General features: G+C 40.0%; 11 protein-coding genes. 10 read left to right on the top strand and 1 reads right to left on the bottom strand.

The window, feature by feature from the left end; genetic code table 11:
* Positions 1–12: 12 nt before the first annotated feature.
* Together BABA_RS05370 and BABA_RS05375 are read left to right on the top strand one after the other, a co-directional pair.
* On the top strand, positions 13–969 hold the full coding sequence (locus tag BABA_RS05370) for a sugar ABC transporter substrate-binding protein (protein WP_157273112.1): 957 nt from the start codon (positions 13–15) through the stop codon (positions 967–969).
* 58 nt (positions 970–1,027) lie between these two features.
* Positions 1,028–1,354 carry a YnfA family protein gene (locus BABA_RS05375; protein WP_007084123.1) on the top strand — a complete coding sequence of 109 codons (327 nt, stop codon included), beginning with the start codon at positions 1,028–1,030 and terminating at the stop codon, positions 1,352–1,354.
* A gap of 58 nt (positions 1,355–1,412) precedes the next feature.
* Here BABA_RS05375 and BABA_RS05380 read toward each other — a convergent pair whose 3' ends face one another.
* Positions 1,413–2,285: an alpha/beta hydrolase gene (locus BABA_RS05380; protein WP_007084124.1), complete on the bottom strand. Its 873-nt coding sequence runs from the start codon at positions 2,283–2,285 to the stop codon at positions 1,413–1,415.
* A gap of 198 nt (positions 2,286–2,483) precedes the next feature.
* Between BABA_RS05380 and BABA_RS05385 the strand changes: the two genes are divergently transcribed.
* From BABA_RS05385 to BABA_RS05420, 8 genes are all read left to right on the top strand, one after another.
* The gene (locus BABA_RS05385) at positions 2,484–3,500 is read left to right on the top strand and encodes a DUF3231 family protein (protein ID WP_007084125.1); all 1,017 of its coding nucleotides are present in this window, start codon (positions 2,484–2,486) and stop codon (positions 3,498–3,500) included.
* A gap of 33 nt (positions 3,501–3,533) precedes the next feature.
* Positions 3,534–5,444, top strand: coding sequence for a PTS mannitol transporter subunit IICBA (locus BABA_RS05390; protein ID WP_007084126.1), 1,911 nt, complete (start codon positions 3,534–3,536; stop codon positions 5,442–5,444).
* A 173-nt stretch (positions 5,445–5,617) separates the two neighbouring features.
* Positions 5,618–7,036 carry a PTS mannitol transporter subunit IIBC gene (locus tag BABA_RS05395; RefSeq protein WP_007084127.1) on the top strand — a complete coding sequence of 473 codons (1,419 nt, stop codon included), beginning with the start codon at positions 5,618–5,620 and terminating at the stop codon, positions 7,034–7,036.
* A 219-nt stretch (positions 7,037–7,255) separates the two neighbouring features.
* Entirely contained in the window at positions 7,256–9,379 is a 2,124-nt protein-coding gene (locus BABA_RS05400; protein WP_007084128.1) for a BglG family transcription antiterminator, read from the top strand.
* Between the two features lie 2 nt (positions 9,380–9,381).
* On the top strand, positions 9,382–9,819 hold the full coding sequence (locus BABA_RS05405) for a PTS mannitol transporter subunit IIA (protein ID WP_007084129.1): 438 nt from the start codon (positions 9,382–9,384) through the stop codon (positions 9,817–9,819).
* Positions 9,820–10,974 carry a mannitol-1-phosphate 5-dehydrogenase gene (locus BABA_RS05410; protein WP_007084130.1) on the top strand — a complete coding sequence of 385 codons (1,155 nt, stop codon included), beginning with the start codon at positions 9,820–9,822 and terminating at the stop codon, positions 10,972–10,974.
* 434 nt (positions 10,975–11,408) lie between these two features.
* Positions 11,409–13,151, top strand: a complete 1,743-nt coding sequence (locus tag BABA_RS05415) for an ABC transporter ATP-binding protein (protein WP_007084131.1) — start codon at positions 11,409–11,411, stop codon at positions 13,149–13,151.
* Positions 13,148–14,884 carry an ABC transporter ATP-binding protein gene (locus tag BABA_RS05420; RefSeq protein WP_007084132.1) on the top strand — a complete coding sequence of 579 codons (1,737 nt, stop codon included), beginning with the start codon at positions 13,148–13,150 and terminating at the stop codon, positions 14,882–14,884. Before BABA_RS05415 ends, BABA_RS05420 begins: the two co-directional genes overlap by 4 nt.
* Positions 14,885–15,053 lie beyond the last annotated feature (169 nt).

Genomic DNA, 15,053 nt, shown 5'->3' on the forward strand with positions numbered 1-15,053 from the left:
GGAGGGAATGGCGTGCTAAATAGGAACAAACTATTTCTTCTTACTCTCACTATTATTTCTGCAATTTTAATCGTTTTTATTTATAAACAATTTGTTGAAGAAAAACCGAAAGTTACCTTCGTCTTAAGAACATTAGATAATCAGTATTGGCGAATCATTCAAGCGGGTGTAGAGCGGGGATGTAAAGATTTTGGGATAGACGGTAAGGTAATAGCACCGAAAAATGGAACAGCAACAGAACAATTGAAGATGTTAGATAATGTGCTTAAAGAACATCCAGATGTATTAGTAGTCTCTCCTGCCATTTCACCTGATATTATTCTTAAATTAGATGAGTTTGTCAAAAAAAATATTCCCGTATTGCTGATTGATACAGATGAACCTTGGGAAAATAAAACAGCTTATATAGGTACCAATAACGTCGAATTAGGGAGAAAAGCAGGGATATTTATGGCTTCAATGCTGCAGCCTAGAGATAAAGTGGCACTTATCGGTAGAGAATCATCCGTTGAAGGTGAACGAATAAAAGGAGCCAAAGCTAGTTTAGAAGCTGCAGGGATCAAGATAGAAGCAGAAACGTCAAAAATATCAGTTGAAGATAAAGACCAGGATCAAAAAGTGATAAAGATATTGAAAACCCTTTTTCAGCAGCATCCAGATCTTAAAGGTGTTGTTACCTCAACTGATTATCTAGCGATTCCTGTCGTAAATGTTCTTAAAGAACAAGGACTTACCATGCCTGTTACCGGAGCAGATGGAATAAGCAAAATGGTTGAGTTAGTAGAAAAAGGAGATGTAACCGGTACAATCGCCCAAAATCCTTATGATATGGGATATTTAAGCGTTCAAGCAGCATTACAAGTTACAAAGGGAGAAAAGATTAAACGAAACATTGATAGCGGGATAGATATTATTACGGAAGACAATGCGAAACAGAAGCTAGACTTCTTAAATACAGTGTTAAAGTAAATGGCTTATTAGAGTCAGTTTTAGGGGCATAGTAAATTGCATTTAGAAAAGGTGAAATATGATTTATACGATATTTTTATTCATTCTTGCAGGAATAGCTGAAATTGGCGGAGGCTACTTAATCTGGATTTGGTTACGTGAAGGAAAACCCTATTGGTATGGAATAATAGGCGGTATTATTTTGATTCTATATGGAATTATCCCTACCTTTCAAAAGTTCCCTTCGTTCGGAAGAGTATATGCGGCCTATGGTGGTGTGTTTATTATTCTTTCAGTCTTGTGGGGCTGGGGAGTGGATAAGAAAACTCCTGATACATACGATTGGATTGGAGCGGTCATTTGTTTAGTCGGAGTTTCCATTATGCTCTGGGGGCCGAGGCATTAAATGAATAAGTAATGAAAGAGCAGGGGATCAACTTCCACTGCTCTTTAACGTGTGTTCATTACCGTTCTCTTGTCCGCTTCAAAAATTCCATCACTGCCCTTGTCATGTTCTGGGCTTCTATTGAACTACTACTTCCGCCAAGCAGTTTTGTCACCTCTCGATGAGTAAGTGTTTTTGTTTCAAAGGAATCCACAATATTACCGGCGGCGGCAGCCTTTTTCATGAAAGCTTCGGGCGATTTTCCCCCTCTTGATACATGGAAAATGGGCGGTAGATTTTTATTTCCCACATAAGTGATAGGGGACGCTTCAATCCAAGCATTTTTATCCCTGCCGAAAACCGGTTGATAGCCTCGATTCCCTTGAACAAGGCGGTTTATATCAATTGGTCCATCCAAATTTACAATAGAATGAACCATTTTTAATGATAGGCCGATGTTATCTAAGTAGGTAGGGTTGGTTCCGATTAACATGACCAAGTGTCCGCCTGCAGAGTGCCCCATTAGATTGATGTTGTCTAGATCGATTTGATATTGATTAGCATGATCATGAATCCATTTTACGGCTGAAGCCACATCAGCAGCCATTTGCTGATAAGTTGCTTTAGGATAAAGCCTGTAATTGACGGATACAAATACATACCCATCCTTTGTAAAGAAAGATGGTTTCTCCGCTACATTACTTTTATTCCCCGCTATCCAGCTGCCTCCATGTACATAGATGATAACCGGCCGCTTTTGATTGAAATTGGAATCAGGGCTATAAAGGTCTAATGTTTGTTTAGAATCATCTCCATATGTAAGGTTAAACTGGGCGGCTTCTTGTCCATAGGTACGATCAAAAAAATAGAAAGAGGATCCCACAAGAAGTAGAAGCAGAAAAAAGAATGCTACATAAAATTTTCTTCGTTTGGGTAAGGAGAGTTTTTCCACCAAGACCATCCTTTCTAGTTGTATTGTTAAATCAAAGATAGCATGTGGATATTTTCTCCAAAATTTGAATTTCTAATAAAATTCTTTTTTACCAACATGATCAATGATCTTCGACCTAAAAAGCCGATCCTTTATTTTCTTGCAGCCTTTAAATATTCTTCTGAAATTCGGGAAATAGTAGGATTATGGAGGGATAATATGAATAAAAAAGTTGAGAACGTCCAGCTAACAAGTGCGGAAATTTCAGTATTATGGTCTACATATTTTAGCGATAGCATGGTCGTTTGTATCATGACCCACTTTATAGATACCCATTTAGATCCTGAGATTCTCCCGATACTTGAAAAAACGATTCATATTGCTAAAAAACATATGAATGAAGTAGAACAGCTATTTTTAAAAGAGAAAATTGCAGTACCTGAAGCTTTCAAGGTTGAAAAGCATGTTGTACCAAATGCTCCGAAACTTTTTTCCGATATGTTTTATATGCAATATGTATTACACATGTGCCGATTTGGAATCCTTTCACATTCAGCTGGGTTTACCATATCGGCAAGAGAAGATGTACGGAAGATGTATAAGGACTTCATGGATGAGGCTTCTCAGCTATTTAATGATGTGGTTGATAGTATGCAAGAGAAAGGGACATTTGTTCGAATGCCCTTCATGACCTATCCATCTGAAAGTGACTTTATCGAAAAAGAAAAATTTATGACAGGTTGGTTCGGGCGCAGGCGTTCATTGTTAGCGATTGAAGTGACTCATTTAGTGATGAATGCTTTTCAGAATGAACTTGGTAGAGCGACTTGTGTCGGTTTTTCCCAAGTGGCTCAAGACCAAGAAATTCGTGATTATTTTTTGCGTGGAAAGCATCAATGTAAACATATCCTAAACTCAATTCACGACGTATTGGTGGAAAGTGATGTACCAAATGCAATGACATGGGACAATAGTGCCACGAATTCGACAGTCGCTCCTTTTTCAGACCAATTAATGCTATTTGTTATGGCGGCACTTTCCAATCTGGGGATGTTAACCTATGGCTCTGGATTATCTGTTACCATGCGTAGAGATATTAGTGCAATGTATGCAAATTTCATTATCAAAGCAGGGGCCTTTGGGGAAGATGGTTTGAACTTAATGATTGAAAGAAGATGGATGGAACAACCTCCTCATTTTGAAGATCGTGATAGGTTAGCTAAAAAGGAGAAATGACCTAGCTTCTTAATAATGAAAGGATGAGAGCTAATGGCTCAATCTAATATAAAAGTCGCTGTTCAGAAGTTCGGTAACTTCCTAAGTTCGATGGTTTTGCCGAACATATCCGCCTTCATTGCTTGGGGATTAATTACGGCACTATTTATTCCTACTGGGTTCTTCCCAAATGAAGGCCTTGCCAAGCTAGTTGGGCCAATGGTTTCCTACTTACTTCCACTATTAATAGGATATACAGGCGGTAAGCTTGTGTACGATCAACGTGGGGGTGTTGTTGGGGCGATTGTGACAATGGGTGTCATTGTTGGATCAGATATCCCGATGTTTCTTGGTGCGATGATCATGGGACCGCTCGGCGGTTATGTGATTAAGAAATTCGATCAGCTGATTGAAGGAAAAGTCAAAGCTGGTTTTGAAATGCTTGTTAACAATTTCTCGGCAGGGATTCTGGGTGGATTCTTTGCTATTTTAGCCTTTTTAGCAATTGGTCCCGCCGTGACGGTGTTTACAGGCTGGCTGGTTAAGGGCGTTGATTGGTTATTGGCCACAGGACTTTTGCCATTGACAAGTATTATCATTGAACCTGCAAAAGTGTTGTTCTTAAATAACGCTATTAACCATGGTGTCCTTTCGCCAATCGGGTTAGAGCAAGCAAAAACAGCAGGGAAATCGGTTCTGTTCCTACTTGAAGCAAACCCTGGGCCCGGTATCGGCGTTCTGCTTGCATATTGTATCTTTGGAAAAGGGAATGCAAAAAGGTCAGCACCAGGAGCTGCGATTATTCAGTTTTTTGGCGGGATTCATGAAATTTACTTCCCATACATTTTAATGCGCCCGATGTTGTTTTTTGCCGTCATCGTTGGTGGAGTGAGTGGTGTTTTCACATTAACACTTTTAGGCGGAGGATTATCAGCACCAGCATCACCAGGCAGTATTATTGCCATCATGGCCGTTACCCCGCCGCATGCAAGTAACTATTTAGCCAACATCGCTGGAGTCCTAGTTGCTGGAGCCGTATCTTTTGTCCTTTCATCATTTATTCTCAAAACGGGTAAGCGGCAAGATGAAGATATTGAAGATGCGGCAAGAAAAATGCAAGAAATGAAAGGAAAGAAAAGCTCTGTTGCCAATGTCTTTGCCGCTAATAACGGGGAATTTCCAGAACGGGTTAGCAAAATCATTTTTGCCTGTGATGCCGGAATGGGATCAAGTGCAATGGGGGCGTCACTGCTTCGGAAAAAGGTGAAGGAAGCGGGTATGGGTATATCGGTTACCAACACAGCGATTAGTAATCTGCCTTCTGATGCCCAAATCGTTGTTACACAGGAAGAGTTAACACCGAGAGCACAGAAACAAGTGCCAAATGCCTATCATATTTCGGTTGATAATTTCTTATCAAGTCCAGAATATGATAAGTTAATTAATCGCCTAAAAAGTCCTGAAACGGCTGAACTTCAGGAAATCGTGGAAGATGCAGAAGCAGTGGTTCCAAGCGGTGACACACATACAGATGATGCCTTATTGCGCGAAGAAAATATCTTTCTCAATCAAGCCTTTACATCAAAAGAAGAGGCGATTCGCTTCGCCGGCAACGTGCTAGTTAAAGCGGGGTATGTGAAGGAAAGCTATATTGAGGCCATGATTTCCCGCGATGAAATGACATCCACCTATATGGGCAATGATGTCGCAATTCCGCATGGTACAGAGGAAGCAAAACAGGATGTCCTGAATTCTGGATTTACCGTATTGCAAGTCCCGAATGGGGTGGATTTTGACGGCCAAAAGGTGCGGCTGATTTTCGGAATTGCCGGTAAGGATGGGACACATCTGGAAATCTTATCTGGAATTGCCGTTACATGCTCTGATATGGCCAATATTGAAAAGCTTGTGGAAGCGAGAACCGCAAGAGAGATTATGGATATATTAAATGATAAACATAAATAGTGGGTTATTCTCTGCCGTTGTAAAACGGCGGGGAATAGCCCTTTTTTTTATAAAAAAAAATATTGGCAACAATCCAAGTGACAAAATGAAGTTTTGTATCAATTGATAGAGATTTGAAACCGCTTTATTATTAAGATAGAAAGTTCAACAAATAAGTTGAAGGGGGAAAAAAGATGAATGAAACAGCTAAAGATAAATCAGATGTAAAAGTGAAGATACAAAAGTTCGGTAGTTATTTAAGCGGTATGGTCATGCCGAATATTGGCGCCTTTATTGCTTGGGGACTAATCACCGCACTATTTATTCCAACAGGCTGGCTGCCTAATAAGGATTTAGCCACACTTGTCGGCCCGATGATCACCTTTCTCTTGCCATTATTAATTGGTTTTACTGGTGGCCGAATGGTTTACGACATTCGTGGTGGAGTAGTTGGTGCTACAGCAACAATGGGTGTCATTGTCGGAACAGATATCCCAATGTTCTTAGGAGCCATGATTATGGGACCTATCGGCGGTGTTGTCATCAAGTATTTTGATAAAATGATTGAAGGAAAAGTAAAATCGGGATTTGAAATGCTTGTAAATAACTTCTCTGCAGGGATTCTCGGCGGACTCTTGACACTTGGTGCCTACAAAGGTGTTGGCCCAGTTGTAGAAGCCTTAAGTAAGGCGCTAGCTTCGGGTGTTCAATTTATCGTAGAACATAATATGCTTCCACTAGCAAATATCTTTATTGAACCGGCGAAAGTTCTATTCCTAAATAATGCAATCAACCATGGTATTTTAAGCCCACTTGGGATTGAACAAGCAACAAAAGCAGGAAAGTCCATTTTATTCCTATTAGAAACAAACCCTGGACCAGGATTAGGGATTCTGCTTGCTTTTTGGTTATTCGGTAAAGGAACAGCAAAACAAACAGCTCCTGGTGCAGTGATAATCCACTTCTTAGGTGGTATTCATGAAATCTACTTCCCGTACATCCTAATGAAGCCGATGTTAATCTTTGCAGCGATGGCTGGTGGTATTAGTGGTGTGTTCACATTCAATATTCTTGGTGCGGGCCTTGTAGCAGCTCCGTCACCGGGCAGTATCTTTGCCCTACTAGCGATGACACCTAAAGGCGGTTATTTTGCAGTCCTTGCTGGTGTGATTGTAGCAACAGCTGTTTCATTCGCGGTAGCTTCATTAATTCTAAAAACAAGTAAAGCAACGGAGGAAGAAGATTTATCTTCTGCAGCAGCAAAAATGGAAGAAATGAAAGGCAAGAAAAGCGCTGTTACTTCTGCATTAACAACTCAAGACACAGTTGATCCAGAAAATGTGAACAAAATCGTCTTTGCTTGTGATGCTGGGATGGGATCAAGTGCAATGGGTGCTTCCATCCTAAGAAATAAAGTGCAAAAGGCGGGTCTAGATGTGACGGTTATTAACACAGCGATCAATAATTTACCCGCAGATGCTGATGTAGTTGTTACACATAAAGACTTAACGGATCGTGCTAAAGCGAAGCTTCCAAATGTAAAACACATTTCCGTAGAAAACTTTTTAAATAGCCCTAAGTATGATGAATTAGTGAATAGTTTAAAGAAATAACCTCACAAAAGCCTAGACTTCATATGCTAGGCTTTTGTTTATTGTCCAGCTCAGCTTTTCGTTGTTTAATAATGTCAACAATACGAGTGACTAAATCATGAATAGCTTTAGTTGTGTTAAGGAATTGACGGGAATAAAATGATATTGTCAGTATAAAAATTTAATTTTGGCAACAACATAAGATTGGAGGCTGACGGTCAACTTTAAGGAGTGTGAAATATGTATATTTCCGCAAGAGAAAGGCAAATCCTTGAAATCTTATTAAAGAATACGGATGAAACGACCGTAAAAGACCTTGCAGATCAAATTGGTGTAAGTGCAAGAACAATCCACCGCGACTTGAAAAATGTAGAAGATATTCTAGTGGAATATAATCTGTCATTGCAAAAGAAGTCAGGGGTTGGTGTCCAAATCACTGGTGACACGAACAAAATACAGGAACTTGAACTCTATTTATTTAATCTTTCTCATACAGAATACACACCGGAAGAACGGCAAACGATTATTCTATGTGAGCTTTTAGAAACCAATGAACCAGTCAAACTACTTGGTCTTGCCAACGACTTAAATGTCACGATTGCCACGGTAAGTGCTGATTTAACAAAGCTAGAGGAGAGATTACAAACCATTGGCTTAGCACTGATTCGAAGAAGAGGCTATGGGGTTGAAATTGCCGGGGATGAAAGCTCTAAACGAAGGGCGATGAGCAATTTAATCTCAGAATATCTGGATGAATCTGAAATTCTTTCGTTAACACGAGAAAATATTCAAAAGCGCGGAGCGCAGCAGATTCATTCCATCTCTGAAAGATTGATGGGACTTGTTGAGAAGAAAAAGCTCGTCATTGTTGAAAAAATAGTCAATGCCATTGTTCAAGAATTACCGTTTTCAATGGCCGATAGTGCCTATATTGGATTAGTCGTTCATGTAGCACTGGCCGTGGAACGAATCCAAAAGGGCGAAGGGATTACCATTAACCAAACCTATTTGGAAGACCAAAAGGAAACGAAGGAATATAAATTTGCTGAACAAATTGTTACTCAATTAGAGCAGATTTTTACTATTAACATACCGGAGGCAGAAGTTGCCTACATTACGATGCACTTAAAGGGTGCGAAGGTAAGACATGATAATGAATATTTAAATGAAGAAACAAGCCTAGAGGTTGCAGTTAAAACAAAAAAACTAATTGAACATGTCAGTGAATTAACAGGGATGGATTTATCGGCAAATCATTCCTTATTTGAAGGGCTTGTCACACATTTAAAGCCGGCTATTTATCGGATGAAGCAAAAAATGGGGATAAGCAACCCTTTGTTAGATAAAATAGAACGAGATTATGCTGATTTGTTCTCCATTGTTAAACAGGCGGCTACACGGGTTTTTCATCATTTTTATGTACCAGATGAGGAAACGGGTTATCTTGTGATGCATTTTGGTGCTGCGATTATGGGGAACCGAGAGCTTGTTAACTTTAGAACGCTTGTGGTTTGTTCAAGTGGAATTGGCACATCTAAGATGCTGGCAACAAGATTGCAAAGAGAGTTCCCTGAGCTAAAAGCTATACAAAATGTATCCGTCATGGAATTTAAAAAAATGAACAAAGATCAGTATCAGTTAGTGCTATCCACCATTCCAATTCCTGATTACGAGGCAGAATATATTGTGGTCAATCCCTTTTTAAATAAAGATGAGATTGAAAAGATTCGCTCCTTTATCAATGAATATAAGATCGTGAACAATTCCGAAAAGCAGCTTCCTATTGCGATCCCGCTTAATGTTAACAACAAGAGTTCTGTCAGGTTAATGGAGGAAATGCAGCATATCCGCGACTTTGCCGGAACGATTGCCACAATTCTTAAGGGGTTCGAAGTAAACAAACAAAGCGGGCATAAAACAATAGATGAAATCTTATCCCAAGTATGCCTAAGGCTCTATCACGATCAAAAAATTGACAATGTGGAGACGGTTGTTCAGAAAATCCTTGAACGGGAAAAACTCGGGGGAATTGGCATTCCTGAAACGGGGATGGCCTTATATCATACGCGTTCGTCACATGTGGTCGAGCCATGCTTTAATCTTACCGTTCTGCAAACACCATTAACCGTTGCTGGCATGGATGAAAACGATATGGAAATGATCGTATTAGTATTACTGTTATCACCAGCAAATACATCAGAAAAAGTATTAGAAGTGTTGAGTTTTATAAGCACATTGTTAATTGAAAATGAAGAAAATACAACTGTTTTCCAGTCTCATGATTATGATAGAATCATCGGATTGCTTACAGCAAGGTTAGATCAATTTTTCAATGAGAAGTTAAAAGAATTAAGGAGTGTTTAATCATGACAAAATCAATTTTAGCAAAAGAAAATATTCTATTAAATGCCGCAGTTGCCTCCAAGGAAGAAGCGATTAAATTAACAGGAAGTATCCTGGTTGAAAAGGGCTATGTTGACGCAAACTATATTGAAAAAATGCTTGAAAGGGAACAATTAACCTCTACCTATATGGGGAATTTTGTAGCAATTCCACATGGTACCGAGGATTCAAAGTCGTTTGTGAAGGAATCAGGCATTTCTTTCGTTCAGGTTCCACAAGGCGTGGATTTTGGTGCGGGAAACATCGTCAAGCTGTTAATTGGAATTGCCGGTAAAGATAATGAACACTTAGACATTCTTTCGAAGATTGCCATTGTATGTTCAGAGGAAGAAAATATTGAGAAGCTTGTTTCTGCAAAATCTGCCGATGAGATTTTATCCATTTTTGAAGAGGTGAACTAAATGTTAGCCGTACACTTTGGAGCAGGAAATATTGGTCGTGGTTTTATTGGAAATTTATTATACCATTCCGGTTATGAAACTTGTTTTGTCGATGTAAATGATGAGATTGTCCGTTTACTTAATGAAAAGAAGGAATATCGAGTGGTGCTTGCAGAACCGGCCCAGGAAGAGGTCACGATTAAAAATGTAAGAGCCATCAATAACGCATCAAATCCGGAGCAAGTAATGGCAGCCATTGCGGAAGCCGATTTAGTAACGACTGCTATCGGGCCGAATATTCTGCCGCTGATTGCTGGTTTGATTGCAGACGGTCTGCGTAAACGTGTGGAACAAACCGACAAGCCCCTTAATATTATCGCTTGTGAAAATATGATTGGCGGCAGTTCACTCTTAAAAGAGAAGATTTTTGAAAAATTAACAGCAGATGAAAAAGCGCAATTTGAAGGGCGCTTTGGCTTTCCGGATTCCGCGGTGGATCGAATTGTGCCGAATCAAGTGAATGAAGATAAACTCATGGTGAAGGTCGAGCCGTTTTATGAGTGGGTGGTAGAGGAGCCGAAGATTATCGGTAAAAAACCGCCTGTTAAGGGGATCACCTATGTTCAAGAATTGGTTCCATATATTGAACGGAAGCTATTTACGGTCAATACGGGACATGCGCTCGCTGCTTACTTTGGTTATTATTTCGGGATGGAGACGATTAACCAGGCAATGGAGAATCAGAAAATTCGTGACCTGGTTGAAGGTTCCCTTAAGGAAAGCGGCGAATTTTTAGTAGGGAAATATGGCTTTAATGAAGAGGAACATAATAAGTACATTCAAAAGATCATCGGCCGTTTTTCAAATGCTTATATTGTTGATGAAGTCACAAGGGTAGGCCGTTCACCAATTCGTAAGCTCGGGCCGAATGACCGCCTTGTCAGTCCCGCAAGACAATATGTTGAGGTGACTGGAAAACAGCCAGAGTATCTATTGAAGGGAATTGCTGCAGCTCTGTTGTATGATTTTCAAGGGGATGGGGAAGCCGTCCAAGTGCAAACTGTCATCAAGGAACAAGGTGTTGAAGCGGCGATTCAAAAATTTACACAATTCGAACCGGTATCGGAACTCTTTCAAGGGATTATGGAGCAATACAAGCAATTGGAAAACAAATAAGGAAATACAGGGGGCGGTTCCGATGCTGGAGCCGCCCTTTTGTTTCGAGTGATTTTTCTGACTGTTGACAATACTATGAAAAAAATGGTAATCTTCAAGAACACCAAATATTTTATGAAGGAGGAATGGATAATGCGAGATCTTACTGTCGTCAACGTACTTGATAATTTCATATATTATCCATACCTGTTTTCTGTCATTTAGTGAATTCCGAACGTGATGAAAGGTATGGAAACATTTTCTATTCCTTTCCTAAAGATGCATGCTCTTTTTAGGGTATGCTTTTTTTTGTTTCTGGAATTTTTTTGGTGAATTTAATGTAAAAGGAGCAGAGGACGATGTGGTACAAACAAAAAGGATTGATTTTCAAAGAGGAATGGCTAGATTGTGGGTAGTGATGGTTTACAGAATGTAGGGGAAAGTGGGTTTGATACATGTTTGATGTTTTAGGAAAGTTGAGCTGGTTTTTTAAACAGTATCGGAAGCAATACGCCATTGCCGTTATCTTATTAATAGTAGCCAGTGTGCTGGAAGTAGTTCCACCGTATTTACTTGGCTCTGTAATTGATGTTTTAACAGCGAGTAAAATGACAAAAGCGATATTGGGTCAATATATACTTATTTTCGTTGCGATTATTATTCTTGGTTATTTTTTAAATTTTGTTTGGCAATATCGTTTATTTGAAGGGGCTATTAATCTTGAAAAAATAATGCGCCGTAAATTAATGCTGCAATTTTTAAAAATGACGCCAACCTTTTATGAAAGGAATCGTACGGGTGACTTAATGGCACGTGCGACAAATGATTTGAACGCCGTTTCGATTACAGCGGGATTTGGGATTATGACGCTCATTGATTCCACGTTATATATGGGTGCGATTATTTGTGCAATGGGGTTTATGATTTCTTGGAAATTAACGTTTTTTGCCATGCTGCCAGTGCCGATTATGGCTGTGATAATTCAGTATCTGGGCAAGCTTGTGCATGAGAGATATATGAAGGCACAGGACTCATTTGGAGAACTGAATGATAGTGTTTTAGAATCTGTTGCCGGTGTCCGGGTCATTCGAGCCTATGTGCAGGAGAAAAAGGACGAAATGAATTTTGCTGACATGAGCGAAGAAGTATACGAAAAAAATATGGATACAGCGAAAATTAATGCCCTATTCGGGCCGATTACAAAAGTCGGAACAGGTATTAGCTATGTGGTTGCACTAGGGTATGGAGCATTTCTTGTGTCTAATGGTGAAATGACTGTCGGTCAGCTCGTCACCTTTAATGTCTACTTAGGGATTGCTGTTTGGCCTATCTTCGCGATTGGTGAATTAATCAATGTCATGCAGCAAGGAAATGCATCTCTTGATCGGGTTAAAGAAACCCTTGAGTATGAACCCGATGTACAAAATACTTTTGAACCTGTTGCCATTAAGACACCGAGTGCGATTGGGTTTGATGACTTGATGTTTCAATACCCGACGAGCCAGGTGAAAAATTTACAGCAAATCTCTTTGTCGCTTAAAAAGGGGGAGACACTTGGGATTGTTGGCAAAACGGGTGCAGGAAAAACAACCTTTTTAAGGCAGTTACTGCGGGAATATCCACTTGATGAAGGTCAATTAAGCATTGCCGGAGTCGATATCGCCTCGCAAACAAAAGAACAGATTTTGGATTGGATCGGGTATGTACCACAGGATCATGTGTTATTTTCACGGACGATTCGGGAAAATATCTTATTTGGGAAAGAAGAGGCAACGGATGCTGAATTACAGGAAGCCATTCACCTTGCCTATTTTAAAAAGGATTTAGAGAACCTACCGATGGGGCTTGAAACACTTGTTGGAGAAAAAGGGGTTTCTTTATCAGGCGGACAAAAACAGCGGGTGTCGATTGCCCGTGCGCTTATTAAGGATCCGGAGATATTAATCCTTGATGATTCCTTATCAGCGGTCGATGCAAAAACGGAGACCCGTATACTGCAAAACATTCAGAATGAACGAAGTGGGAAAACAACCATCATTACTACCCATCGTTTATCTGGAGTGCAGCACGCAGATCAAATTATCGTGCTAGATGAGGGGCAAATTACCGAGCAAGGAACGCATGAGGAGCTTATTAGAAAAAATGGCTGGTATAAAGAACAATTTGACCGTCAACAGCTAGAGGGGGGCGGGGCATGAGTACGAGTAAACGATTAACGAAATACGCCATGTATTTTAAGCGGACGATTTTTCTGGGGTTATTATTCTTAACGATCGCGGTATTTACGGAACTTGCAGGCCCATTCATTGCAAAATATATTATCGATGAACATATGACCATTGGAAAAATTGATATCACGCCGATTGCTTGGCTGCTGTGTTTATATTTTATCTTAGCCGTAGCAACAGCGATTTTCCGTTACTTTATGTATATCTATTTGCAAATGGGAGCTAACCGTGTTGTCCAAAGGTTACGTCAAGACGTATTTGGGCATATTCAAACATTGCCCATCCAGTATTTTGACCAATTGCCGGCAGGGAAAATTGTTGCCCGTGTCACAAATGATACCGAAGCATTACGAAATTTATATGTGCAGGTACTTTCTAACTTTGCAACAAGTTTTATTTCAATAGCGGGTGTCTATATCGCCTTGTTTATTTTAAATTGGAAAATGGCACTGATTGCCTTAATCATGATGCCAATTATCTATTTTTGGATGATTTTATATCGAAAATATGCAGCGCAATACAATGGGGTGATTCGCACAAAAATTGCCGATATTAATGCGATGATCAATGAATCCATTCAAGGGATGACGATTATTCAAGCCTTTCGCCGTGAAAAGCAAATGACGAAGGAATTTGATGAGATGAATGAAGAGCATTATGCCTATCAGCGGAAATTATTGTTTTTAGATTCAGCCACGTCCTTTAACTTAGTGAATTCGTTGCGTCTCATCCTGTTTACGATTTTCATTCTTTATTTTGGAACACAATCGTTAACGACAGCGGAAATCGTGTCTTCGGGTACTCTTTATGCATTTGTTGATTACTTAACGAGATTATTTAATCCGATAACGAATGTGGTCAATCAGTTTTCGCAGCTAGAACGCTCACTCATTGCCGGGCAAAGGGTGTTTGAGGTCTTGGATACCACCGGTGAAAACGTATCAGAAGAAATGATGCCGCGGTACGATGGGCATGTCCTATTCGAAGATGTGTCTTTTGCCTATAAAGAAAACGAATATGTGTTGAAAAATTTATCGTTTGAAGCGAATCGCGGTGAAACGGTGGCACTTGTAGGACACACGGGTTCTGGAAAAAGTTCGATTATGAATCTATTGTTCCGTTTCTATGATCCATCGAAGGGGAAGATTTATATTGATGGGATTGACGTAACAAATGTGCCAAGACAGACGATTCGTCAACATATGGGGATTGTCTTACAAGATCCCTATTTATTTACCGGAACCATTGCATCGAATGTGAGCTTGAATGACCCGAAAATCACACGGAAAAAGGTAGAAGAAGCATTGCATGCAGTCGGTGCCGAACGTGTCCTCAAGAATCTTGAAAAAGGGATTGATGAGCCTGTAATTGAAAAAGGCAGTACCCTTTCCTCAGGCCAGCGTCAGCTTATTTCCTTTGCACGTGCACTTGCATTTGATCCCGCGATTTTAATTTTGGATGAAGCAACCTCAAATATTGATACAGAGACTGAAGAAATCATTCAGCACGCGATGGAGGTTCTAAAGAAAGGACGTACAACTTTTATTATTGCCCACCGCCTTTCCACCATTAAAAATGCCGACCGCATTCTTGTATTAGAACGAGGCGTCATCAAAGAACAAGGCACCCACGACGAACTTCTATCCCACGGGGGCATATACAACCAAATGTACCAAATGCAGGCAAAATCACTACAAGTATGAAGCAGGGGACTGTTCTCTTGCTTCATTTCAAAAAGCCACTTGGGGTCAAAGTCCCCCGCTGCCTAAAGCGGTGGGGGACTTTGATCCCAAGTTTTTCATTTAGTATGAATTTTATTCTAATAGTGTTATAATAATTGGTAAATATGAATAGTCCTTCGGGGTCGGGTGA

The organism is Neobacillus bataviensis LMG 21833, assembly GCF_000307875.1.
In the GTDB taxonomy this organism is placed as follows: Bacteria; Bacillota; Bacilli; order Bacillales; family Cytobacillaceae; genus Neobacillus; species Neobacillus bataviensis.